20 protein-coding genes are annotated in these 24,114 nt (G+C 59.3%); 9 read left to right on the top strand and 11 right to left on the bottom strand.

Annotated features, from left to right (window positions below):
- The first annotated feature begins 179 nt into the window (after window positions 1-179).
- Window positions 180-1,841 (top strand): SulP family inorganic anion transporter, encoded by a 1,662-nt coding sequence (locus tag AC3IUE_RS17480; protein WP_489263090.1) that lies wholly within the window; start codon window positions 180-182, stop codon window positions 1,839-1,841.
- 171 nt (window positions 1,842-2,012) lie between these two features.
- Here the strand turns inward: AC3IUE_RS17480 and acnB are convergent, their stop codons facing one another.
- Window positions 2,013-4,622, bottom strand: a complete 2,610-nt coding sequence (gene acnB, locus AC3IUE_RS17475; RefSeq protein WP_056741758.1) for a bifunctional aconitate hydratase 2/2-methylisocitrate dehydratase — start codon at window positions 4,620-4,622, stop codon at window positions 2,013-2,015.
- 408 nt (window positions 4,623-5,030) lie between these two features.
- On the opposite strand from acnB, the gene AC3IUE_RS17470 reads away from it, so the two are divergent.
- Window positions 5,031-5,501 carry a DUF1289 domain-containing protein gene (locus AC3IUE_RS17470; protein ID WP_046048871.1) on the top strand — a complete coding sequence of 157 codons (471 nt, stop codon included), beginning with the start codon at window positions 5,031-5,033 and terminating at the stop codon, window positions 5,499-5,501.
- 94 nt (window positions 5,502-5,595) lie between these two features.
- Here AC3IUE_RS17470 and AC3IUE_RS17465 read toward each other — a convergent pair whose 3' ends face one another.
- The gene (locus AC3IUE_RS17465; protein WP_056741759.1) at window positions 5,596-6,459 is read right to left on the bottom strand and encodes a universal stress protein; all 864 of its coding nucleotides are present in this window, start codon (window positions 6,457-6,459) and stop codon (window positions 5,596-5,598) included.
- A 160-nt stretch (window positions 6,460-6,619) separates the two neighbouring features.
- Between AC3IUE_RS17465 and AC3IUE_RS17460 the strand changes: the two genes are divergently transcribed.
- From AC3IUE_RS17460 to AC3IUE_RS17450, 3 genes are all read left to right on the top strand, one after another.
- Complete coding sequence (locus AC3IUE_RS17460; RefSeq protein WP_095128217.1) at window positions 6,620-7,228, top strand: MiaE family protein; 609 nt, start codon at window positions 6,620-6,622, stop codon at window positions 7,226-7,228.
- Window positions 7,229-7,383: 155 nt separating this feature from the next.
- A complete protein-coding gene (locus AC3IUE_RS17455; RefSeq protein ID WP_489268872.1) occupies window positions 7,384-8,091 on the top strand; it encodes a winged helix-turn-helix domain-containing protein in 708 nt (235 codons plus the stop codon).
- Window positions 8,092-9,378, top strand: a complete 1,287-nt coding sequence (locus tag AC3IUE_RS17450) for an ATP-binding protein (RefSeq protein ID WP_489263089.1) — start codon at window positions 8,092-8,094, stop codon at window positions 9,376-9,378.
- 113 nt (window positions 9,379-9,491) lie between these two features.
- Here the strand turns inward: AC3IUE_RS17450 and AC3IUE_RS17445 are convergent, their stop codons facing one another.
- The 3 genes from AC3IUE_RS17445 to AC3IUE_RS17435 all read right to left on the bottom strand — a co-directional run bounded on the left by AC3IUE_RS17445 (window position 9,492) and on the right by AC3IUE_RS17435 (window position 11,320).
- Window positions 9,492-10,280 carry a MipA/OmpV family protein gene (locus AC3IUE_RS17445; RefSeq protein WP_489263088.1) on the bottom strand — a complete coding sequence of 263 codons (789 nt, stop codon included), beginning with the start codon at window positions 10,278-10,280 and terminating at the stop codon, window positions 9,492-9,494.
- 100 nt (window positions 10,281-10,380) lie between these two features.
- Window positions 10,381-10,869: a GFA family protein gene (locus AC3IUE_RS17440; protein WP_489263087.1), complete on the bottom strand. Its 489-nt coding sequence runs from the start codon at window positions 10,867-10,869 to the stop codon at window positions 10,381-10,383.
- A gap of 46 nt (window positions 10,870-10,915) precedes the next feature.
- Window positions 10,916-11,320: a PaaI family thioesterase gene (locus AC3IUE_RS17435; protein WP_489263086.1), complete on the bottom strand. Its 405-nt coding sequence runs from the start codon at window positions 11,318-11,320 to the stop codon at window positions 10,916-10,918.
- Window positions 11,321-11,569: 249 nt separating this feature from the next.
- Between AC3IUE_RS17435 and AC3IUE_RS17430 the strand changes: the two genes are divergently transcribed.
- The 3 genes from AC3IUE_RS17430 to AC3IUE_RS17420 all read left to right on the top strand — a co-directional run bounded on the left by AC3IUE_RS17430 (window position 11,570) and on the right by AC3IUE_RS17420 (window position 14,779).
- On the top strand, window positions 11,570-12,454 hold the full coding sequence (locus AC3IUE_RS17430) for a LysR substrate-binding domain-containing protein (RefSeq protein WP_489263085.1): 885 nt from the start codon (window positions 11,570-11,572) through the stop codon (window positions 12,452-12,454).
- Between the two features lie 100 nt (window positions 12,455-12,554).
- Window positions 12,555-13,679, top strand: a complete 1,125-nt coding sequence (aguA, locus tag AC3IUE_RS17425; protein WP_489263084.1) for an agmatine deiminase — start codon at window positions 12,555-12,557, stop codon at window positions 13,677-13,679.
- Between the two features lie 2 nt (window positions 13,680-13,681).
- Window positions 13,682-14,779, top strand: coding sequence for an extracellular solute-binding protein (locus AC3IUE_RS17420; protein WP_489263083.1), 1,098 nt, complete (start codon window positions 13,682-13,684; stop codon window positions 14,777-14,779).
- Between the two features lie 169 nt (window positions 14,780-14,948).
- Here the strand turns inward: AC3IUE_RS17420 and AC3IUE_RS17415 are convergent, their stop codons facing one another.
- The 5 genes from AC3IUE_RS17415 to AC3IUE_RS17395 form a co-directional block, all read right to left on the bottom strand.
- On the bottom strand, window positions 14,949-15,605 hold the full coding sequence (locus tag AC3IUE_RS17415) for a DNA-3-methyladenine glycosylase family protein (RefSeq protein ID WP_489263082.1): 657 nt from the start codon (window positions 15,603-15,605) through the stop codon (window positions 14,949-14,951).
- Window positions 15,606-15,609: 4 nt separating this feature from the next.
- Complete coding sequence (locus AC3IUE_RS17410) at window positions 15,610-16,413, bottom strand: isocitrate lyase/PEP mutase family protein (protein ID WP_489263081.1); 804 nt, start codon at window positions 16,411-16,413, stop codon at window positions 15,610-15,612.
- Between the two features lie 43 nt (window positions 16,414-16,456).
- Window positions 16,457-17,539 carry a bifunctional transcriptional activator/DNA repair enzyme AdaA gene (locus tag AC3IUE_RS17405; RefSeq protein WP_489263080.1) on the bottom strand — a complete coding sequence of 361 codons (1,083 nt, stop codon included), beginning with the start codon at window positions 17,537-17,539 and terminating at the stop codon, window positions 16,457-16,459.
- 81 nt (window positions 17,540-17,620) lie between these two features.
- Entirely contained in the window at window positions 17,621-18,661 is a 1,041-nt protein-coding gene (locus AC3IUE_RS17400; protein ID WP_489263079.1) for a DMT family transporter, read from the bottom strand.
- A 172-nt stretch (window positions 18,662-18,833) separates the two neighbouring features.
- Window positions 18,834-19,454: a LysE family translocator gene (locus AC3IUE_RS17395; RefSeq protein ID WP_489263078.1), complete on the bottom strand. Its 621-nt coding sequence runs from the start codon at window positions 19,452-19,454 to the stop codon at window positions 18,834-18,836.
- Window positions 19,455-19,624: 170 nt separating this feature from the next.
- Here AC3IUE_RS17395 and AC3IUE_RS17390 point away from each other — a divergent pair, with 170 nt between their 5' ends.
- On the top strand, window positions 19,625-20,212 hold the full coding sequence (locus AC3IUE_RS17390; protein ID WP_489263077.1) for a LysE family translocator: 588 nt from the start codon (window positions 19,625-19,627) through the stop codon (window positions 20,210-20,212).
- A gap of 10 nt (window positions 20,213-20,222) precedes the next feature.
- Here the strand turns inward: AC3IUE_RS17390 and AC3IUE_RS17385 are convergent, their stop codons facing one another.
- On the bottom strand, window positions 20,223-23,906 hold the full coding sequence (locus AC3IUE_RS17385; RefSeq protein WP_489263075.1) for a hypothetical protein: 3,684 nt from the start codon (window positions 23,904-23,906) through the stop codon (window positions 20,223-20,225).
- Window positions 23,907-24,114: the final 208 nt, after the last annotated feature.

The raw sequence follows: 24,114 nt of genomic DNA, 5'->3' as shown, positions 1-24,114 counted from the left end.
AAAAAACGCCGCTCATCTCACGATGGGCGGCGTTTTTTATTGCGTTGAAAATGCTCAACACCTGACCCAGAGCCGACATTCCTTGCGCTTAGCGATTAAGCTTGAGGTTGCATAAACGCGTCATAGAGCGTTTGCCGAGGACTTTTCCCGGCCAGTCTATCTTTCTCTGGAGACGCTTCATGGCTCGTGCCCACGGCGCATCGGCGCAACCCCATGCCGACAGCCCCAACCGCTGGCTGGACGTATTGGCCGGATTGTCGATTGCCGGTTTGTTGTTGCCCGAGGCGGTCGCCTATTCAAGCATTGCCGCGTTGCCCCCACAGGCGGGTGTCATTGCGTTATTTGCCGGTCTGCTGTGCTACGGGCTGTTCGGCACCAGTCGTTTTGCCATCGTTTCTGCTACGTCGTCTTCGGCGGCGGTACTGGCCGCCGCCACAGCCACGTTGGCCAATGGTGACTCGGGCCTGCGCATGACCCTGGCGATCGGTCTGGTGCTGGTGACGGGTGGGTTTTTTCTGCTGGCAGGATTGTTCAAACTCGGCAGCGTGACGTCGTTTATTGCCAAGCCGGTGCTGCGAGGCTTTGCCTTCGGCCTCGCAGTGACGATCATCCTCAAGCAAGTAGCGAGCATCGTCGATGTGCACTTGAGCAATGGCAACCTGATCCGTTTCGTACCGCAACTGCTTGAGCAATTACCGCAGTGGAACCGGGTCGGCGCGCTTGTGGCGGCGGTGTCCTTGCTGGTGCTGTGGCTGTGCGCGCGGGTCAGGCGTTTGCCGGGAGGTTTGCTGGTAGTGGCGCTCGGCATCGCGGCCGGCCAATGGCTGAACTTGCCAGCTTATGGGGTGAAACTGATCGGCGTGATCGATCTGAGCCTGGAAGTGCCTCGTCTTCCCGTGTTGCCGTTTGCCGACTGGCTGCGCCTGGGCGAATTGGCGTTTGCCATGGTGATGATTCTGTATGCCGAGTCTTACGGATCGATCACTTCGTTTGCGCTCAAGCACGGCGACCGGGTGTCCTCGAACCGCGATCTGCTGGCACTCGGTGCAGCCAATTTGCTGTCGGGCCTGTTCCATGGCATGCCGGCGGGCGCCGGTTACTCTGCGACGTCGGCCAATGAGGCGGCGGGTGCCGGCTCGCGTCTGGCGGGCGCGGTAGCGGCGGGGGTGGTGTTGCTCATCGTCTTGACGGTGTTGCCCTGGATTGCCCTGACCCCCGAGCCGGTGCTGGCGGCCATTGTCATTCACGCATTGGCGCGTGGCTTGAGCCTGCAGCCCTTGGGCCGGTATTTCGTTTGGCGTCGCGATCGCCTGCTGGTGATTTGCGCGGTGGCGGCGGTGCTGGTGCTGGGGGTACTGGACGGTTTGTTGGTGGCGGTGGTGATCAGTGTGGTGCTGATGCTCAAGCAAATGTCTTCGGCAGATATTCAAGTGCTGGGCCAGATAGGCAGCGGTCATGATTTTGTCGATCTGCAGCGCCACCCTCAGGCCCGCGAGATCCCCGGTGTGCTGATTGTAAGACCGAGCGAAGCGTTATTTTTCGCGAACGTGGAGCGCATTCTCGGTGGTGCATTGCATCTGGCCCGCCACGCGTTAACGCCGGTTCATACGATTATTCTCAGCCTGGAGGAGACGCCCGACCTGGATGGCACGAGTATCGAAGCGCTGGAAACCTTCTTTTTGCAGGTGCGTGCCGAAGACAAATTGCTGATTCTGGCGCGGCTCAAGCATCAGGCTCAGGCCGTTCTCTCGAAGTTGCCGGTGCAGGAGCGAGCACAGATAATTTTCAGTGACTTGAGCGTCGACGGCGCTGTGCAACAAGCCCGCAAGTCGAACGCATAACCTGTGGGAGCGAGCTTGCTCGCGATGGCGGTGTGTCAGTCAATATTGATATTGAATGTACTACCGCCATCGCGAGCAAGCTCGCTCCCACAGGGGTTAGTGCAAACCTTGCAGGCATAAAAAAACGCCGCTCATCTCACGATGGGCGGCGTTTTTTATTGCGTTGCAGCGTTAGGCTTGAACGACCGGGATGTTGGCGTTCGCAGCAGCTTCACGGAACTCGGCGATCTGGTCGAAGGACAGGTAGCGGTAAACATCGGCCGCCATGCTGTCGATCTTGCCAGCGTATTCCATGTACTCCTCGACGGTCGGCAGGCGACCCAGGATGGAAGCAACAGACGCCAGCTCGGCCGAAGCCAGGTAGACGTTCGCGCCGTCACCCAGACGGTTCGGGAAGTTACGGGTCGACGTCGACACAACAGTCGAGTTCGGTTCTACACGTGCCTGGTTACCCATGCACAGCGAGCAGCCTGGCATTTCCATGCGTGCGCCGGCCTTGCCGTAGATGCCGTAGTAGCCTTCTTCGGTCAGCTGGTGAGCGTCCATTTTGGTCGGTGGCGACAGCCACAGACGGGTTGGAAGCTGACCTTTGACCTGTTCCAGCAACTTGCCGGCAGCGCGGAAGTGACCGATGTTGGTCATGCACGAACCGATGAACACTTCGTCGATCTTCTCGCCAGCAACGCTGGACAGCAGACGGGCGTCGTCCGGATCGTTTGGCGCGCAGAGCACAGGCTCTTTGATGTCGGCCAGGTCGATTTCGATGATTTCAGCGTATTCGGCGTCAGCATCGGCAACCATCAACTCAGGGTTGGCGATCCAGGCTTCCATCGCTTGAGCACGACGTTCCAGGGTACGCGCATCGCCGTAGCCTTCGCCGATCATCCAGCGCAGCAGGGTGACGTTGGAGCTCAGGTACTCGGTGATCGACTCTTTCGACAGCTTGATGGTGCAACCGGCAGCCGAACGTTCGGCCGAGGCGTCGGACAGCTCGAAAGCTTGCTCGATGCTCAGGTTGTCCAGGCCTTCGATTTCCAGGATGCGGCCGGAGAAGGCGTTCTTCTTGCCTTTCTTCTCGACGGTCAGCAGGCCAGCCTGAATCGCGAAGTAAGGAATGGCGTGAACCAGGTCGCGCAGGGTGACGCCCGGTTGCATTTTGCCTTTGAAGCGCACCAGGATCGATTCCGGCATGTCCAGCGGCATAACGCCAGTGGCTGCGGCAAACGCTACCAGACCGGAACCGGCCGGGAACGAAATGCCCATCGGGAAACGGGTGTGCGAGTCACCACCGGTACCGACGGTGTCCGGCAGCAGCATACGGTTCAGCCAGCTGTGGATGATGCCGTCGCCCGGACGCAGGGAAACGCCGCCGCGGGTCATGATGAAATCTGGCAGGGTGTGGTGGGTGGTCACGTCGATCGGCTTAGGGTAAGCCGCGGTGTGGCAGAAGGACTGCATTACCAGATCGGTCGAGAAGCCCAGGCACGCCAGGTCTTTCAGTTCGTCACGGGTCATAGGACCGGTGGTGTCCTGAGAACCGACGGTGGTCATTTTCGGTTCGCAGTAAGTACCTGGACGAACGCCTTTGCCTTCTGGCAGACCGCAAGCCTTGCCGACCATTTTCTGTGCCAGGGTGAAGCCCTTGCCGGTGTCGACAGGTGCTTCAGGCAGTTTGAACAGGTCGGTAGGGCCCAGGCCCAATTCGGCACGGGCCTTGTCGGTCAAGCCACGGCCGATGATCAGCGGGATACGGCCGCCAGCACGAACTTCGTCCAACAGCACCGGGGTCTTCATTTCGAAGGTGGTCAGGACTTCGTCAGTGCCGTGTTTGCAGACTTTGCCAGCATGCGGGTACAGGTCGATCACGTCGCCCATGTTCATGTTGGTGACGTCGAATTCGATTGGCAGTGCGCCGGCATCTTCCATGGTGTTGTAGAAGATCGGAGCGATTTTGCTGCCGAAGCAGAAACCACCGGCACGCTTGTTCGGCACGAAAGGAACGTCGTCGCCGAAGAACCACAGCACCGAGTTGGTCGCCGATTTACGCGAAGAACCGGTACCGACCACGTCGCCGACGTAAGCGATCGGGAAGCCGGCGTTGCGCATTTCTTCGATCTGCTTCATCGGACCGGTGACGCCCTGGGCGTCAGGCACGATGCCTTCACGGGCCATTTTCAGCATGGCGAGGGCGTGCAGCGGGATGTCCGGACGGGACCAGGCATCAGGAGCAGGGGACAGGTCGTCGGTGTTGGTTTCGCCGGTGACCTTGAACACGCGCAGGCTGATCTTGTCGGCCAGGACAGGGCGGTTTTTGAACCACTCGCCGTCAGCCCAGGATTGCAGCACGCCTTTAGCGTGAACGTTACCGTTCTTGGCTTTTTCAGCGACGTCGTGGAAAGCGTCGAACATCAGCAGGGTGTGCTTGAGTTCTTTGGCAGCGACTGGCGCCAGCTCGGCGTCTTCCAGCAGATTGACCAGCGTCACGATGTTGTAGCCGCCCTGCATGGTGCCGAGCAGTTCAACAGCGCGTTTCTTGTCGATCAGAGGGGATTTTGCTTCGCCTTTAGCGAGGGCAGACAGGAAACCGGCCTTTACATAGGCTGCTTCGTCCACACCTGGCGGAATGCGATTGGTGATCAGGTCAACGAGGAAAGCTTCTTCGCCAGCCGGGGGATTCTTCAGCAGCTCGACCAGGCCTGCAGTTTGTTCGGCGTTTAGCGGCTGGGGAACGATACCCAGTGCTGCACGCTCTTCGATATGTTTGCGGTAGGCTTCAAGCACAGTTATTACCCTCATCAGTGGTCCCAAATGGGTGTCCGGGACGCTCATCCCGAAATTGCCGTACTCATGCGCTGCGTGGCGTTGTGGGCCACTTAGCCAGAATTACCGACAATTCCTTACAGAAGCTGCTTTCAAAGTTTTACGCCTGCAGAACGGGGAGCTGATGAGGGTTGGCGTTGGGCTTTTCCCCGCTGGAAAAACCCTTCGCCAACACCGCTCTGAAGGAACGACTGTGCTCGTGACGCTTTGAAAACAGCTTCTAACGGACATTGGCGCCTTAAAAGGCTGGCTGATTCTACGGCAAAAAAAAATTAAAGGTAAGTTAGGCCCTGAACTTTGAGGGGTGATGAATGTTAGACAAAGGGCTAACATGCCGACCTGTTCTGCTTTCCCGTGCTCTCCCAACCTATGCCCAATCAGACCATCAAGACCCCCTGCGTCGGCCTCTGCTCCACTGTTTACGGTGATTTGGTGTGCCGTGGCTGCAAGCGTTTCCACCATGAAGTGATCAACTGGAATGGTTACAACGAGGAGGAAAAACGCGCGGTGTGGCTGCGTCTTGAGTTGCTGCTGTCCCAGGTGATGGCCAGCAAGCTTGAAGTTTTCGATCCCCAGCGCCTGCGTCTGCAGCTGGAGCAGCGCAAGATCCGCTTTGTGCCGCATCAGTCGGAATATTGCTGGGCCTATCAGTTGATCGCCCGGGGGGCGCGAGTGATCAACAACCTGGAAGCCTACGGAATGGTGCTGATGCCGGAGTTTCGCGACTGGAACCTGCCGGAACTGCGGGATGCCATTGATCGGGAGTTCTTTTTGCTCTCCGAGGCGCATTACCAGCGCTACATTGCACCGGGCTTCCTAAAAGACGCCTTCGGCGCCTAAAAGCTTCGCGAGCAGGCTCGCTCTCACAGTTGGAATGCAATCCCATGTGGGAGCGAGCCTGCTCGCGAAGTCAATCTGACTGGCGCCGCAACCATCAATGCTGAGTCACGATCTCCTCCAGATGATCCATGATCGTATCCGGCTTCAACACCAGCACATCGCTCTCCACCGCATCCAGCACCACCTCCGCCGTATTCCCGATCAACGCCCCTGACAATCCGGACCGCGCCACGGTACCGATGACCGTCACCGCCGCCTGCAGCTTGTGGACCATGAACGGAATCAACACATCCGCCGGACCTTCCTCGATGTGCAGGTGCTCGTCATCAATGTCGAACTCGGCCTGAAACGATTTGCACTGTTCGCGATAGCGCGCCTCGATGGTTTCGCTGAGCTGCAACGTCGGGTCGGCCGCCGACAGCATCGGCGACGGATGGGCACTGACCACGTGCAAATGGGCCTTGGCCAGGCTGGCGATGTCGTAACCGTGATCGACAATACAAGAGTGCAAAGTGCGGTGTTCACCATCGGTATTACCGACATCGATCGCCGCCAGAATGACGCCGCCGGTCCAGGGTTTCGAGGTTTTGACCAGCAGCACCGGCGTCGGGCAGTAACGCAGCAGTTTCCAGTCCGCCGGGGTCAGCAGGGCTTTTTTCAGCGGACTGTCGGGGTAATGCTGTTTGACCACCAGGCCGCAGCCTTCAGCCTGCTGCACATCGACGATGGTTTCGTGCAGGCTTTCGTTCCAGGCCTGCTCGGTGGTGACGCTGTAGCCGTCCTCGATCAGCGCGGCCTTGAGCACACCCAACATGCCGCTGTGGTCATGCTTGCGGTCGCAAACCAGCAGATGCAGATGAGCCTGGGTCACGCCGGCAATCAGCTTGGCCCGTTTGAGCGCCAGGCTTTCCGAGTGTTCAGGTTCGAGGACCACCAGAATGCTGCGAATGGCTTGCATGATCGGGATCTCCATGAAGTAAAAAATACTGCGTTGGACAACTATAGTTGCTGGCTGGCCGTTCGGGACTTGATGTATATCAACGGTCGCGGCTGGTGGTCTGCCGGCAGGCCGGTATAATCGGCGCCCTTCGATTTTGAACCTCTTATCCGTGAGCCCCATGATCCTTCCCGAAATTCACGAGTTCCTTGGCTGCCGCACCCCCGATGGCTGGGTTCAAGCCGCGCTGGCCGATCAGGAAACCCTGCTGATCGATCACAAGAACTGCGAATTCAAGGCCGCCAGTACCGCGTTGAGCCTGATCGCCAAGTACCACTCCCACGTCGATCTGATCAACCTGATGTCGCGTCTGGCCCGGGAAGAGCTGGTGCACCACGAACAGGTCATGCGCCTGATGAAAAAGCGCAAGATCGCGCTGCGTCAGCTGTCCGCTGGGCGCTACGCCTCGGGCCTGCGCAAAGTGGTGCGCAGCCACGAGCCGGTCAAACTGGTGGACACCCTGGTGGTCGGCGCCTTTATCGAAGCCCGCAGCTGCGAGCGTTTCGAGGCGCTGGTCCCGCATCTGGACGAAGAACTGGGCAAGTTCTACTTCGGCCTGCTGAAAAGCGAGGCCCGGCATTTCCAGGGTTACCTGAAACTGGCCTACCAGTACGGTGACGCCAAGGACATCGCCCAGGTGATCGACAAGGTCCGCGCCGCCGAGCAGGAGCTGATCGAGTCGCCAGACGTGGAATTCCGTTTCCACAGCGGTGTGCCAGCCGCGGCCTGACGCGTTCGACCGAAAATGTAAAAAACTCTTAAAAGAATGAAACATCTCCGAAAACCGGCCCCCGAGGCCGGTTTTTGCTGCCTGCGATAACCGTCCGGTCACCGATTGGCGCCATAATGCCGGCCACTTCACGCAAGGGCTGGCAGACGGTCGTTATGGATAACCTGGGTTTTGGCAAAGTACTGCTGGTGGAAGACGACGAAAAGCTCTCCGGGCTGATCGCGCATTTCCTGTCCCAACACGGTTTTGAGGTGCGGCAGGTGCATCGCGGCGACCTCGCATTGGCCGCGTTCCTCGAATTCAAACCGAAAGTCGTCGTGCTCGACCTGATGCTGCCGGGCCAGAGCGGTCTGTACGTGTGCCGCGAGATCCGCAGCGTGTCCGACACGCCGATCGTCATTCTTACCGCCAAAGAAGACGACCTTGATCACATCCTCGGGCTGGAGTCCGGCGCCGATGACTACGTGATCAAACCGATCAAACCGCCGGTTCTGCTGGCCCGGTTACGCGCCTTGCAACGCCGCCAGACGCCGGACAGCGGCGTGTGCAGCGCTTTGGAATTCGGCCATCTGAGCATCGACCGCAGCTGCCGGGAAGTGCGGCTGGCGGGTGAGGGCATTGAACTCACCACCATGGAGTTCGAACTGCTGTGGTTGCTGGCCAGCGCCGCCGGCAAGACTCTGTCCCGCGACGACATCCTCAACCGCATGCGTGGCATCGCTTTCGATGGTCTCAACCGCAGCGTTGACGTCTACATCAGCAAACTACGGGGCAAGCTCAAGGACAACCCGCGCGAACCGGTGTGCATCAAGACCGTCTGGGGCAAGGGTTACCTGTTCAATCCGTTTGCGTGGGAGCTGTAAATGCTGCGGTTATTTTTAGGGTTGTTTCTGGTGATGACGGTGGGCCTGGTTCTGGGGCTGCAAACCGTCGAGCGCACGTTCGATGCGCTGCTCGACGGTCAGATGCAGAGCTACAACCGAGAGGCGGTGCGTGGCCAGGCCTGGTCGCTGGCCGAGCAGTTGCGCGGTCTGGACGGTTCGGCCCGGGAGCGACAACTGGAAGCGGTGCGCCCCCACTACGGCTTGGGCCTGACCCTGGTCGAGACCGATAAATTGTCGCTGACCGAGCAGGAGAAAGCCGAGTTGGCCCAGGGCCTGCTGGTGATTCGCGACAAATACACGCAGTTCATCTCGCGCATTGACGACGGTTCGCAACTGCTCAGCATCAAGCTGCCGGCCGAACCGAGCCTGATGCCGTTCTACATTGCCGCGGCCTATCTGATGATCGCGGTGATGATCGGTTTCGTGTTGCTTTTCTGGGTACGGCCGCATTGGCGTGATCTGGAAAAGCTGCGTCTGGCGGCCGAGCGTTTTGGCGATAACGATCTGTCGTCGCGGATCCAGCTGTCCAAACGCTCGAACATCCGCGACCTGTCCGAACACTTCAACCTGATGGCGGCGCGCATCGAAGGCCTGATCGCCAATCAGCGCGAGCTGACCAACGCCGTGTCCCATGAGCTGCGCACGCCGATTGCCCGGTTGTCGTTTGAGCTCGACCAGCTCAAGCAACAACCCGATCCGACCCAGAACCGTGAACTGATTGCCGACATGTACGCCGACCTCGGCGAGCTGGAAGAGATGGTGTCCGAACTGCTCACCTATGCCAGCCTCGAGCGCGGCGCCACGGTGATCACTCGGGAAAACATTCAGGCCAGCAGTTGGCTCGACAGTGTGGTCGGCAGCGTCGCGTTGGAAGCCGAAGCCGCCGGTGTGCAATTGCTGATTGTCGAGTGTCAGGTCGAGGAGGTCCGTATCGAGCCGCGTTTCATGGCCCGGGCGGTGATCAACCTGCTGCGCAATGCCATTCGTTATGCCGATGAGCGGGTGGAAGTGTCGTTGGTCCGCGCCGGTGATCACTACGAAGTGCGGGTCAACGACGACGGGCCGGGCGTGCCGATGGACGGGCGGGAGAAAATCTTCGAACCGTTCTCGCGCCTGGACGCCAGCCGCGACCGCCGCACCGGCGGCTTCGGCCTGGGCCTGGCGCTGGTGCGGCGGGTGTCGCAATCCCATGGCGGGCAAGTGGAAGTGGCGGACTCGCCGTGGGGCGGGGCGTCGTTTCGCATGACCTGGGCGCATCAGGATTAAGTTTGTATTGTTCTTACTGGCCCCTTCGCGAGCAAGCTCGCTCCCACATTTGAAATGCATTCCCCTGTGGGAGCGAGCTTGCTCGCGATAGGGCCATCCGCAACACCGCATCATCAAAAGGTGTACACCACCTGTCCAGCCAACGATGTCTGCATCCGTCGTTCGACAATAGGACTGTCCGCCGCATCGTTGGCCAGATATTGCACGGCCAGTACCGTCGAAACACTCCACTGATCATTGACGGGCAGTGACCAGGTCAAATCCGCCCCGCGACTCACCAACCCGCCATGCGTGTCATAAACCCTGAACCGACTGCGCGACGCTTGGGCATCGCTGACGCCGTACCAGGTGCGCACGTAATTACTGTCACCAAACTGGCTATTGAGGCTGCCTACGACCTTGCCATGATCACCCTCATAAAACGGCGCGCTGATGCTCAGTTTCAAGCGGTTCCACGCCGAGCCGGTGTCGTGATCGTCATCGTCTTTTTCCAGCGCATGCTCAAAGCTCGCACCGAGGATAATCGGCCCCATGTGGTAAGTTCCGTCGAGCCCCAGCGCCGGGCGCGATTTGATCGAGCCCATGCCGTTCAGCTCATCCGAACCTTTGAATCCGGTCTTGCGATCCTTGCGCACATCACTGGCGCCGATGTACACGCTGAGGCCGAAGTCGTCCTCGTCAAACGCCCAGCCCAGCCCCTTTTCAGTGTCCAGAAAGAATCCGTAAGGGCTGACGATTTCACCGCCCAATAGCGGCGCCACCACGCGTTCATCGCTGCCGCTGTAACGGGGCACGCTGGCTGCGCCGGCCCGCAAGGTGTAGCGCCAGTCTTCAGCACGCAAAGAGTCAGTGGGAATGAGCAGGCAAAGGGAAGTCAACGACAGACATAGCGAGCGAAACATGGGAGCACCCGAGGGAGTTTGGATGCGCCCATGCTAGGCGGCTGTCGGGCAGCAATCTTTGACAGCTTTGTCGGGAAACTGTCAAAGACTGTGAACGGGCTTAGCGGCTCAAACCCAAACGCTCATGCCACTCGGCGATGGATTCTTCGGGATAGACGTCGAACTGCTGATCCCCAGGATGCACCTCGACTTCCACCCACGGCGCCTTGGAACCGAGCATCAAATGCGTGTGTTCCGGCGGTTCCGGCAGCGGGGTGTCGATGGCCGACGCAAACGGGTGAATCAGCTCCGGCCATTCCGGGCTGAACAGCCACAAACCTGAGCCACAGAGCGAGCAGAAATGCCGCTCGGCGGTGCTGCTGTGGGCGCGTTTATCGCCTTCGTTCTTGAGTCGTGCGTGATAAATCGCGATGTGCTTGCGACCGCGCACCTTCAGGCTGACGGCATCGCCGCCCAGGTTGATCGCATAACCGCCACCACCCTGAGTCTTGCGGCAGATCGAGCAGTAGCAACGTTGATACGGGTAGGGGTGGGCGCTGGTCAAACTGAACGACACCGCGCCGCAATGGCAGGAACCTTCGAGCTGCATGGGAACCTCCGACGGGTCTGGAACTTACCCAAGACAGCCTAGACCTTCAGCGCCCCTCGACCGGTACGAGAATCGCATCGCCGGTCGCCACCAGTTTCAGTTGATCGCCGGTTTGCGCGAACAACTCGGCGCGGGCGAACACCTGCTTCTTGCCAGCCTTCACCACCTGACCCCGAGCGATGAACACTTCGCCGATGGCGGGTGCCAGGCAGTTCACTGAAAAATGCGATGCCAGCACGTTGCCGGCGACCGTTCCGGCTGCGAATCCGCAGGCTGTATCGAGTAGCGCACCGATCAGTCCGGCGTGCAGGAAGCCTGCGTACTGCGTCATATCGCTCTCGCGAAAAGCCATCGTGAGCTCGGCTTCGCCGCGCTCGGCGCGAGTGACTTCGAAACCGGCCCAGCGGTTAAAGGCTGAGGTTGAATTGATCTGTTTGAGTGCGTTGAGCATGGCGAATCCCTCCGATTGAGGGGTCAACATGCGCCGGGTTTGGGGGGATGTCATGGTGGATAAGGGAGGGTGATGGGGCGTTGGATTTGTGGTGAATGTGCTGGCCTCTTCGCGAGCAAGCCCGCTCCCACATTTGAAATGCATTTCCCTGTGGGAGCGGGCTTGCTCGCGAAGAACGATAACGCGGTCCCGCTGGACGCCCACCCATGGCCGGGGCAGCATGGGCGCCTTCCTATTGGAGCCTTTGCCATGCGACGACTGCCTTCTCTGGCCGCACTCAGAACCTTCGAATGCGCCGCCCGCCACGCCCATTTCGGTCGGGCGGCGGCGGAGTTGTGCGTCACCGACAGCGCGGTCAGCCATCAGATTCGCCAGCTCGAAGAGCAATTGGGCGTGACGTTGTTTATCCGCGAAGGCCGGCAGATTCGCCCGACGATGGCCGCCGGGCGCCTGATGCAAAGCTTGCAGCAGGCCTTCGAACTGATCGGCGATGCCTGCGATGAGCTGCGTGACCCGTCATCGCTGGCGGTGTTGCGCCTGGCGGTGACTGCCGAGCTGGCGCAAAAGTGGTTGATGAGTCGCCTGACGGATTTCTACGCACGCTATCCGCACATCACCTTGCACCTCTATGAACAACCGATCGACGCCACAGCGCCAGGGGAAGACATCGACCTGGCGATCACTTACGGCACCGGCCCGGTGGACAGCAGCGCCTACTTCGTCAGGCCCTTGCCGGCGTTGCAGTTCTTCCCGGTGTGCAGTCCCGGTCTGTTCAACCAGGGTACCTTGAACACTCCGAAGGATCTGGCGCGTCACTGCCTGCTGCACGACGATCAGGACGGCAAGACCTGGACCGCTTGGCTCACCAGCCATGCCGGCGATCAGCGTCCGGAACGGCAGTTGTATTTCGCCCACGCCGGTTTGGCGCTGGAAGCGGCGGCTCAAGGCCAGGGTGTGGCCATGGGCGACAATTTGACCGCGCAGGAGGATTTGCTCAGCGGTCGTCTGGTCCGGCCGTTCACTTCAAGCATGACTGCACTCGGCCAATATGCGCTGGTGTGTGAGCGGGTGCGGCTGGAACGCCCGGCAGTGGCGCAGATGCTGGAATGGTTCAACGATCAGCTGATCGATTGATGAGTTGAATTCAAGTGTTCCGAAATAATCATCGTTGGCGAGGAGGGCGCTGGCGACCTTAGCCTGTGGTCATTCCACTCCCCGCTGATGAGGTTTGACCATGGCACGTTTGCTCGACTCCACCCCCAAACTCGATGGTTTCCGTCTGCCCGGCGAATTCGAAACCAAGTCCGGTTGCTGGCTAGGCTGGCCGGAGCGCACCGACGTCTGGCGCAATGGCGCCAAGCCTGCGCAGAAAGTCTGGGTGCAGATCGTCACCGCCATCTCCCGCAGCGAACCGGTCACCGTGTGCGCCTCCGCCGCACAGTTCGCCACCGCTCGCCGCCAATTGCCGCCGCAAGTGCGGGTGGTGGAAATGACCTGCAACGACACCTGGTTCCGTGACAGCGGCCCGTGCTTTGTGGTCAACGACGACAGCGGTGAGGTGCGCGGCGTGGACTTTGAGTTCAACGCATACGGCGGCCTCGATGGCGGCTTGTACTACCCGTGGGACAAGGACGATCAGATCGCCAGCAAAATCCTCGAAATCGAACGGTTCGACCGCTACCGCGCGCCGCTGATTGCCGAACTGGGCGGTATCCAGAGCGACGGCCAGGGCAGCATTCTCACCACCGAGCAATGCCTGCTCAACCGCAATCGCAACCAGCATTTGGGCAAGGAAGAAGTCACCCGCCGACTGACTGATTACCTCGGCGCCGAGCAAATCATCTGGCTGCCACGTGGCTGCAAGTTCGACGAAACCGACGGCCATGTCGATGATCTCGCTTGCTTCGTGCGCCCCGGTGAAGTGGTGCTGCAATGGACCGACAATCGCGATGATCCGCAATGGGAAATCTACCAGGAGGCCTACGACATTCTGCGCAGCACCCGCGACAGCCGTGGCCGCGAGCTGAAAGTGCATAAGCTGCCGCAACCGGACGTGCTGGAATGGACCGCCGAGGAAGCCGAAGGCCTGGATCAGCAAGACAGCACGCACACCCGTCAGGCCGGGACGAAAATCTGCGCGTCGTATATCAACTACTACGCCGGCAACACCTCGATCGTGGTGCCTTTGTTTGGTGATCGCAATGATCAGGCAGCAATGGCGACCCTCGCCGAACTGTTCCCGAAACACAAAATCGTCGGTATCGAAAACTCGCGGGAAATCCTCCTCGGCGGCGGAAACGTCGCGTGCATCACCATGCCGCAGTACGCAGGCAATGCCTGCAACAAAAAGGGAGTTTGAAAATGGGCCTGCACAAACTGACTCAAGCGTTATTGCTGGTGCTTGCACCCCTGTGTGTGCAGGCCGCCGACACCACCAGGCCGGTGGTCAATCTGTACATCTGGGGCGAGTACCTGGCCCCGGACACCCTGACCAATTTCGAGAAGAAAACCGGCATCCACGTGGTGGCTGACCACTTCGACTCCCTGGAAACCGTCGAGACCAAACTGCTCACCGGCCGCAGCGGCTATGACCTGGTGCTGACCGCCGGCCAGCATCTGTCCCGGGCGATCCAGAGCGGTGCGATTCAAACCCTGAACCCGCAACAGCTGCCGCATTTTGCCGGCGTGGGTGACGAGTTCCGCCAGCACATGGCGGTGTTCGATCCGGGCAATCGGTACGCCGGGATCTACGCCTGGGGCACCACTGGCGTCGGCTATCAGGAAGAGGCGATCAAGCAGCGCCTGCCCGACGCACCACGGGACAGTTGGGCGATGCTGTTCGACCCGGCGGTGGTGTCGAAATTTGCCGATTGTGGGGTGAGTTTGCTCAACGATCCCAACGAAGTGTTCGCCGCGGTCATGAAGTACATGGGGCTGGACATAAACCGCCAGAACCTCGATGACCTGAAACGGGCCGAACAGCAACTGGCGAAGATCCGGCCCTACATTCGCTATTTCGACAATGACCTGAACATCAGCGACCTCGCCAATGGCAACACCTGCGTCGCGATGTCGTGGAACGGCAACGTGGCCATCGCCGCCGGACAGGCCGAGGCTGCGAACAAGCCGTTCAAGCTGAGTTACCGGATTCCGAAGGAGGGCACGTTGATCTGGTTCGACGCGATGGTCATTCCCAAGGATGCGCCTCATCCTCAGGCGGGACTGGCGTTGATGGATTATCTGATGACGCCGGAGGTGATCGCGCCGATTACTGACACCATCCACTACGCCAATGCGATTACGGCAGCGGACGGGCTGATTGATCCGGCGATTCGCAATGATCCAGGGACGTATCCGTCGGCCGAGGTGAGGGCTTCGTTGTATAGCAAGAATGACAATGGCAAGGCGTTTAACCGGGCTTTGATTCGGGCGTTCAGTCGGTTGAAGTCGGGGCTGTGATTTGGGGGCGGTGTTTGGCATGACATCGCCCCCTCACCCCAACCCTCTCCCCAAGGGGGCGAGGGAGCTGACCGAGGTGTTCTACGTGATCCGTCGACCTGTGAAACCGAGTCGATTATGGATTCAATACAATACTTTCAGGTCGCAGTAATTCGTCAGATCTTTACGGTCAGCCCCCTCTACCCCTTGGGGAGAGGGTTGGGGTGAGGGGTGGTTTCGGCACACGCCACAAATACCACGCCGCCACCGTCCGAAACGGACTCCACCCCAGCCCGATCTCAATCATCTGCTTGCGATTGGGCTGCACCTCCAACCCCTTCATCCGCCGATACCCCTCACGCACACCGAAATCATCGGCAGGCAAGATATCCGACCGTTCCAGGCTGTAAATCAGCAACATCTCAACCGTCCAGCGCCCAACCCCACGCAAGGTAATCAATCGCTCGATCAGGGCTTCATCCTCCATGGCCAGTGCCGTGGCGTAATCCGGCACCACACCGTCCAGTGCCGCTTGGGCAATGCCCTGAATGGTCGCGATCTTGCCAGCGGAAAACCCGCAACTGCGCATTTGATCAAAGCCTGTCGCCAGAATCTGTTCCGGCCTCGGGAACGCGCCCGATCCAAACAACGCCAGTAGCCGACCGACAATCGCATCCCCGGCCTTCGCATGCAGTTGCTGGTAGGCAATCGCCCGCACCAGCGACTCATAAGGATCGCGAGCCGCATGGGGCTGATGCAGGCAAGGGCCGACGGCGGCGATGTGGCGGCGCCAGTCCTCATCGATGGACGATAGAAACTCGGTGGCGGGCAGATAGGCGTCGGGCATGGGGTCACGCTTTCCCGGACGGCGCCAACAGGGCGTTCACTTCGCCATAGGTGAAGGCCTTCAGATCACGGCTGTCGAGTGTTCCTGTTTCCAGAAAGCTCTTGGCCAGTGCGCTCATGGCGCCATACAGAAACTCGGCGATGCGTGAACCCGCGCTCAAACGGCGTACGCCGAGGGCTTGCAGCTCTTCAGGCGATGGCAAGCCGGGGAGCCCGAGGACGTTCAACGGCAACGGAGTGCCCTGGCACAGCGCAGCGATTTCGTACTCAGCCGTGACGCCAGCCGCGAACAAACCATCGGCACCGGCGGCCTGATACAACGCGGCGCGCTTGAGCGTCTCGGCCACGCGATCTTCGGCGGGCACCAGGCTCTTGAGGTACACATCGCTGCGGGCGTTGATGAACAGCTGTACATTTCGGCGACTGGCAACCTGCCGAGCGATTTCGATCTTGCGCACCAGCAGTTCGGGCGGGGACGCACCGTCCTCGATGTTGATCCCGACGGCCCCGGCGGCAATCACCGCATCGATGAGGTCGGCCACCCGCGTCAGGTCATCGGAATAACCGGCCTCTATATCCACGGTCAACGGCACCGAAATCACCCGGGCGATGGACTCGACCGTTGAAATCAGGCGCTCAAGGGGCAGGGCATTGCCATCCGGATAACCGTGAGCCCAGGCGACTGCCGCGCTGCTGGTGGCGACGGCTTTACAGCCCAGCTGTTCCACGATGCGCGCCCCGGCGGCATCGGCGACGTTGGTGAGGATCAGCAAGCCGTCGTGGTGCAACTGGTGAAATAGGTTGTCCATCGAATGTCCTTCCTTATGACTGATTGAGAGAGCCGGAAAGTAATCAGAATGCGAGTTGTTGCGTGATCTGCACCGCGGCTTTTTCCAGCCTGAGCAAGAACGCCTTGCGCGGTTGTCCTCCACCATAGCCGGTCAGCGAGCCGTCGGCGCCGATTACCCGGTGACAGGGCACAACAATCGAGAGACGGTTATGCCCGTTGGCCAGGCCCACGGCGCGACTGGCGCCGGGTTTGCCCAATAGCGCCGCGATGGCGCCGTAGGTGCTGGTCTGGCCGTACGGGATCTTCGCCAGTTCGGCCCAGACCTGTCGGGCGAAATCGCTGCCAGGCAAGTGTAGTGGAACGTTGAAGTCAGTGAGTTTGCCGGCGAAATACTGCGCCAGCTCGGCTTCAATCTGCTGCAAATGCGCGTTATGTCCTGGCGCGACCGCATAGCCGTATCGATTCTGCAATTCTTCGACTTCCCTGGTCAGCGCTGGCCGATCAAGAAACTCCAGCAGCACCAGGCCGCGTCGTTCGGCCATGGCGATCATCGGCCCCAGCGGTGTGGTCAGGCGAGTGAACAGCAGCGGCTCGCTGTTGGCGGCGCGGCCGGGCGTAATGTTGAAGGACTTTTGAAACGCATCGCGAAACCCGCTCAGGGATTCGTAGCCCGAGTCGAATGCGGCGTTGTCGATGGAATCGCCCTGTTTGATCCCGCCCAACGCCATGCCGAGGCGTCGGGTGCGCAGCCAGGCGTGGAAAGTCATGCCGAAATGCTGCTTGAACCAGCGGCGCAGTTTCAGCGGTTCGATGCCTTCGGCCAACAGCTGGGCATCGGTCCAGCGCTGGTCGGGATTGGCGTCTACCGATTTGAGCAGCCGCTGCACCCAGTCCGGCGCGATGGCCGCCGCGTCCAGTGGTTTGCAGCGCAGGCAAGCGCGGTAGCCGGCCGACATGCACTCATCGGCATGGGCGAAGAACTCGACGTTCTCCGGTTTCGGCTTGCGCGCCGTGCAACTGGGGCGACAGAAGATGCCGGTGGTTTTGACCGCGGTAAAGAACACCCCCTCGTAGGCGGTGTCTCGTTCGAGCATGGCGCGAACCATCTCGGCGTGGGGCGGAAGCACAGCGTTTTGTAGGTTCATGAAGTGAGCATAAGACGCGTCGCCCAACGCCTCCACCGGAAAATCGACAGAGAATTCCAGTCATTCGTCATGAGGAACTGCCTAGTGCCTATGTCGGTGATGGATATCCGGAAAATGTGGATGACTGTGGCGCAGCGGTGTGTGTTCATGCTCGTGGCTGTGGGGTTCCGTCCCGTCCCACTGGAACGAATGTTCATGTTGATGATGCTCGTCATGCACGTGGCGATGAGCATGTTTGAGCGCCTCATGTTGATGCTCATGGGCATGACGTTCCTTGAGGTGAATCCATACCCCAAGGCCCATCAACAGCGAAGCGGCCCAGAACGTCAGCGTGACGGGTTCATTCAGCAGCAAGATGGCAATCGCCGCGCCGAGGAAAGGTGCCGTGGAAAAGTAGGCGCCGGTACGCGCAGTGCCCAGGCCTCGAAGCGCCAGAACGAACAACACCAGGCTGATGCCATACCCCAGGAAACCAACGATCAACGTAGGCCCCAACACCGTCATGTGCGGCAGTGTTGCGCCGAGCAACAGCGCCAGAGAACAGTTCACCGCCCCGGCGACCAACCCCTTGATGCCGGCAATAAACAGCGCATCCGAGGCCGACACCTTGCGCGTCAGGTTGTTATCGATCGCCCAGCAGACGCAGGCCAGCGCTACCGCCAACGGTCCGATCCAGCCCTGTGATTGCGCCGGGTTCTGGGGCCAGGCCAGCAGCAAGCCACCGGCGACGATTGCCAGCATTCCGGCGACGATGCGCCGGTCAGCGTTTTCCTTGAATACCACCCAGGCCAGCACGGCGGTCAATACCGATTCGAGGTTGAGCATCAGCGAGGCCGTGGCGCCGGAGGTCAGGGTCAAACCGAACATCAGCGCCACCGGCCCGAGCACGCCGCCAAAAGCGATGGCACCGATCAGCCATGGCCACTCCGACGATTTCAGGCCGCTGGGCTGCCAGCCTCGGTCGCGCAACAGTCTGACCAGCGTCAGTCCCAGACCGCTGCCGAGGTACAACAACCCGGCCAAAAGGATCGGCGAAAGGTTCAGGCCCAGCAACTTGGCCAATGGCGTACTCGCGCCAAAAAGAGCGGCAGCACCAAGGGCGTAGACGATGTTCAGGTTCATTGAGGGCCTATGGTGAGTTGGGCGCGTGGCCAAGTAGTACACAAATTCGTGTTCAACAACCATCTACTGTGGGAGCGAGCTTGCTCGCGATAGCGGTCTGTCAGTCAACATCATTATCTAATGCTAAACCGCCATCGCGAGCAAGCTCGCTCCCACATTGGACCTCAGCTGTTCAGGCGCGGCGCGCCATCAGCAACACCGAAGCCGCTGCCGACAACAATCCTGCGCAGCAACGATTGAATATCCGCTTGCCCCGGGGTTCGGCGAACCAGCGGCGCATGTGCAGGCCCATGTAGGCGTAGGCGCCGATGGCGATCCATTCCAGCACCAGGAACAGCGCGCCCAACACGGCGAATTGCGGCGATACGGCTTGGGTCGAGTCGACGAACTGCGGCAGGAACGCGGTGAAGATCAGGATCGCTTTCGGATTGCCGGCCGCCACCAGGAACTCTCGCCGCGCCAACGCCAGCGTCCCCACCGGCGCGCCCGCCACCACGTTTTCCGCCCCGGGATCCGCGCGCCACAATTGCCAGGCGAGGTAGAGCAGATACGCCGCCCCCAGAATCTTGATCGCGTAGAACAACAACTCCGACGTTTGCAGCACCACCGCCAGCCCCGCCGACGCGAGGGCGATCATGCCGGCGAACGCGAGCAGCCGACCGATCCCGGCGACACAGGCGATGCGATAGCCGTAGCGGGTCGAGTTGCTGACCGACAGCAGGTTGTTCGGCCCGGGCGCCATGTTCAAGGCAAAGCAGGCCGGCAGAAACAGGGTGAGGGTGGCGAGGTCCATGACAGGGCTCCAAAAGCAGGAACGGTATTTTTATCACAGGCGCGGGGTGGCTTGACCCATACAGTGGCGGACGTCGGCCGCGGTACAGCTGAGGGGTGTTTTGTTCAATACAGCCATCAGGTCGCTCTTTACCTTGAGGCCTCGTTCAACTGAATTGAAGAAGGTCTGTGATGAGTCTGATTATCTCGATGGCGGCGTTTGCACTGGTGGCCTCGATAACCCCAGGGCCGGTGAACATCGTGGCGTTGAGTTCCGGCGCCCGGTACGGCTTTCGGGCGACGTTGCGCCATGTCTTGGGTGCAACGCTGGGGTTTGTGTTGCTGCTGGTATTGATGGGCTTGGGTCTGCATGAACTGTTGGTGATCTGGCCGTTTTTGACGCGTGGTGTGCAGTTGGCCGGGGTCGCGTTTCTGCTGTTCATGGCCTGGAAACTGGCAGCGGATAATGGCCAGCTCGGGGCGGGCAAAGAGGACAAGGCGCCCTCGATGTTCTATGGCGCATTGATGCAGTGGCTCAACCCCAAGGCCTGGCTGGCCTGTGTCGCAGGGATGGGGGCGTTTGTCGCAGACGGCGATGCGCGGCTGGTCTGGCAGTTCGCGGCGATCTATCTGGTGGTGTGTTATTTGTCGGTGGCCTGCTGGGCCTATGCCGGGACGTTTCTGCGCGGGTATTTGAGCAACGCCAGGGGCATGCGGTTGTTCAACCGGAGCATGGCGTTGCTGTTGGTGGTGTGTGCGGGATATCTGATCCGGTCCTAGATTTCCTGCGTCAGGCCAGACCGCTCAGCGCGTTTTCTACCGAGACCGGCAGGGCGTTGAATCGATTGGCTCGCAGTTCCGTAATTGCATAGATCGCACGTGCGGTACGGCCATTTCCGTCGATAAAGCTGTGGTAACCCAGGAATGAGCCGAGCAACTGTTTGCCGAAGTATTCATGGGCCGGGTCCAGGGTCGCCAAGTGCTTCTCCAGCATCGCCGCGCCCGAAACGTTGGAAGGGTAGCGGGCCTGAGCGGTAGGGCTGCGCAAGGCGTCTGTCGCCTCGGGCACCAGGCGTCGATGCAGTTCTTTGTACACCGCAGGGTCGGTCAGGGACTTGCTGTTTCGGCTGTATTCGTGAAGCAGCGACGTGATGGTGTCTGCCTCGTTACGAGAATTAGACGCTTTGAGAATCCAGGCGGTGGCTCGATCAGTATTGTCGGTCAACCGGTTCGGGTTGAATGACAGATCATCGAGAATGCCGCTGTAAGGCGGCCTGCCGAGGTCCGAGGCGAGCAAAGTGGTTTGGTGCTGATTCATGGCCATCAGGTTTTTGTATTCCACCTTCAGCGTGTCGTTGAAGAGCTCTGGCAACACTGTGGGGTCCTTGAATTGGTGAAGGTTGGCCAGAGAATACTTTTGCGCTTGCTGGCGAATCAGCGAGTCGACTACGTCAGAACCCAGAGTTTTCGTCAGCGATGGCGTGGTGTCAGACGTGCGCGCGATATCGGCCAACGCATTTTCCAACAGGTGCTGAAGTTCTTGTTCAGGCACTGGCTTGAGCAGCTTCGCGTCATTGGCGTGCAGGTTTTTCAGCACCTCCCCGGCCGTTTCGATACCGTCGATTTTAAATAACGCCCGTGCGTGGGCCACGGTGTCCAGGCTCATGCGGACCTCCGATGCCACTCCGGTGTGGTTGATGGCCTTGATCAGATCATAGGAATTGGCCCCGGTCAGATGCCGTAACTGGTTACGGGCGATATGCGCGCCGGAGGCGGCGTAATGGCCGACTTTTAATGCGCCTTTGCCAATCAGCTTCGCACCGCCCTTGAGCAATTGCGGGATGCCGTCCAAGGGGTTGAATAGCCCGACCACGGCACCGGCACCGATCCGCGACGCAGAAAGCAGTTTCGTTACCACGGTCGTGGCTTTGGTGCTAGTGACGGCAATTTTCCCGGGCACGACGGCAAAAGCAAATACAAGCGCCGCTGCATCCATGACGCACCCCAGCAGAGCGTTTCTCTGCCGGTCGGGATCGCCCGTGGACATCTCTTCGACGCACTCCTTGAACGGAATGATCAAATTGATAATGGTATTGAAAATAGCATCGTCCTTCGCGATTGCCCGTTCCCGTTCGGTTTGGTCGAGACCAATCCGCTTCAACTCTTCGAAGGTGAAATAAGGGTTTTTTTCAGCAACAAGTCTGCTGAGTTGTTCTTTGCGCGTCGAGCGGAAGAACGGGTTTGCAGAGGTGGGAGCTGCAGTGTCCAGTGATGCCTGGAACTCTCCGATCTTTCGGATGAACATCCTGGATTGGGCATTACTGCGTGGTGGCTGGTTTTGTAAGTAAGCCTGTACGTCAAGAGGGACGTTATCGAACTTTTCACGGTCGACAAATTCTACCTTGCGGCCATTTCCCTCCTGCGTCACGAGTGGACGGAACACGGACTCAAGTTTCGGGTTGAATCGGCATTCCAGTCGTAACGGAAACAGCTCATAGCAACGAACCTGCGAATCCATATGCGTACAGAGGATCACACCATAACGGCCGGTTTCTCCTGGTAAGGCAGTCAAGGGGCGGACTATCCCCCCCGGTGTCGGCAAAGTTGGAAAGCGGGTCGTTGTGTATTCCTCAATGCAGTAAATACCTACAGCGCCGTATTCAATGAAGGCGGCTTCATTGAGGGGCAATTGCGAAAGAATCACTTCAATGTTGCTGGCCAGTGCTTCTGTTATAGCGCTGTGGTGCCGGTTGATGGCCCCTTCATACAGGTGGCTGGCGGGATATAACCTGGCCAAGCCGGGGAATGATTGGTAGATACTGGTTCCTCTGGCGCGATCCCAATCCTGGCTATGAAGTTCATCGCCCATATAAAGATCGAGAACCGATACCTTACGCCCGGCGCCGCCACCGGTACCGCGGATTTTAACCAACAGTTCGTCAGGGTCGCAGCCTTTTGCCCAGGACTTCAGCTCTTTGAGCGCGAGTGGTTTGCGGTGGGGCAGTGCTTTACCGAGAGCTGTGGCGGCGTTCAGTATTTTGTCGAGGTACTTTTCGTATTCCTCAGCGGCCAGGGTTATCGCTTTCTGGCTCAGGTTGCCATCGGCGTCCCGGGCAATGATTTGGTTCATCAATGCCCAGGTGACCATCGGATCCACCGAATGGGTGGCATGCAACGAAGCCAGTTGCGGGGTTGTCTGGGATGACTTGCTCAGGCCGAGCAGGTGTTGATAGGTCATTTTGCGCGAAACCCCCGGGATAAGTGCTTCGGCAAAATGTACGGCTTGAGCGCCTACCACCCAGGCTGGCGTTCCGAGGCACAGTTCGGACGGCCAGCCAGTAAACAGGTATTGCGGCGCCATACCGCCAAGCACCAGCTGCGCAACGAGCGGTGCGAACATTTGATCAAGCTTGAGACTGTCGACCAGATGCTTTTCCAGCCCCCTGAGCACACTGGACGGATGACGCATGAAGTCATCGGCTGAGTAGAGGTCGAAATCGGCAAACAGTGTATTGGCGCTGTCGACGGCGGGATCGAGGTCGAGCAGCATGGCGGCGATCAGCAATTGCTCGACAAACTCTTGTGATGGTTTTGGCTTGGTCTCGTCGGTGAACCAGCCCAGGGCATCGATATACGCTTGTCCTTGTTCCGAGACCCAAACGGCATTTTCGATCAGTCTTTGTAAGCGATAATCAAGACTGGTGGGTAGTTGATCTGCCGAGGTGCTTTCTAACAGCAGATGATCGCCAAAAACTGCCACCAGGGTGGTCTCGCCGCCGGTTAAACCCTTGGTCACCTGACGAATGATGGCGCGATTGTTCTCGGTGAGTTTGAAGGGCGAGTCTTCGGGGGTATCCAGAAGTTGCCAATAGTTACCAAACCGAGGGCCCTCGGGTAGTGTCGCGAAGTTGAGCAGATCAATCAGCTCTTTGGCATCCTGTTCGTTGGAGGGTAATGGCAAACCCTGGAAGTCGAGCCATTGGCCTACCGAAATCCACTCGCTTGAACTGATGAATCCGCCAGTCACTGTGGCCATGTTTGCCAGCAGTTTCAGGTCTTCTTCAAGTGCCGGAATACCGGCCACGTGAGCGGTGATGTCCGTGCGCGAGAAGAAGTTGCTAGTCGTGATGAGGGGAGCGCTATCCGGATGTACGGTGGAATTCAGGTTTTCCCAAACATGATAGAAACGGCCACTTTTATCGACTTGATAAGCCGCGTGGTCGGGTAGGGCGCGGTTGCGCTGCATTTTCAGAAACTCTGGATGCCGGACCAGTCTCCTAAGGCAAATGCTCCCCGGACGGTGAACCAGATCAAAGCTGGAACCCGTCACGCTCTTGGTGGCCAGGAGATCCCAGGACCCTTGAAGGGTCTCTTGAACATAATCATTACGGAGAAAGTCTTGCAGTGCTTTGGTGATCGCCTGCTTTTGACGTTCATTGCTGGACATGACTGCACTGTTGTCAAAGTTGTGCATTGCTGAAGTTCCTTCTTCGGATATTGTTACTGTGGATTTTAATGTTTGTTGAAGTGTATTCCAGCAGTCGTTGCCTCAAACCGTATTCGGGTTTGCAGGTTAGTGGTGTATATAGGGTTTTGTCATCTGCGCTGTATGTCGGCATGTTGTTTTTTATATTGAAGTACTGCCGTGCAATGCGCGATAGCGCTGATGTGCTGCTGTTGTT

This window comes from Pseudomonas sp. GL_093 (genome assembly GCF_057837605.1).
This window is presented reverse-complemented; position numbering and strand designations above follow the sequence as displayed.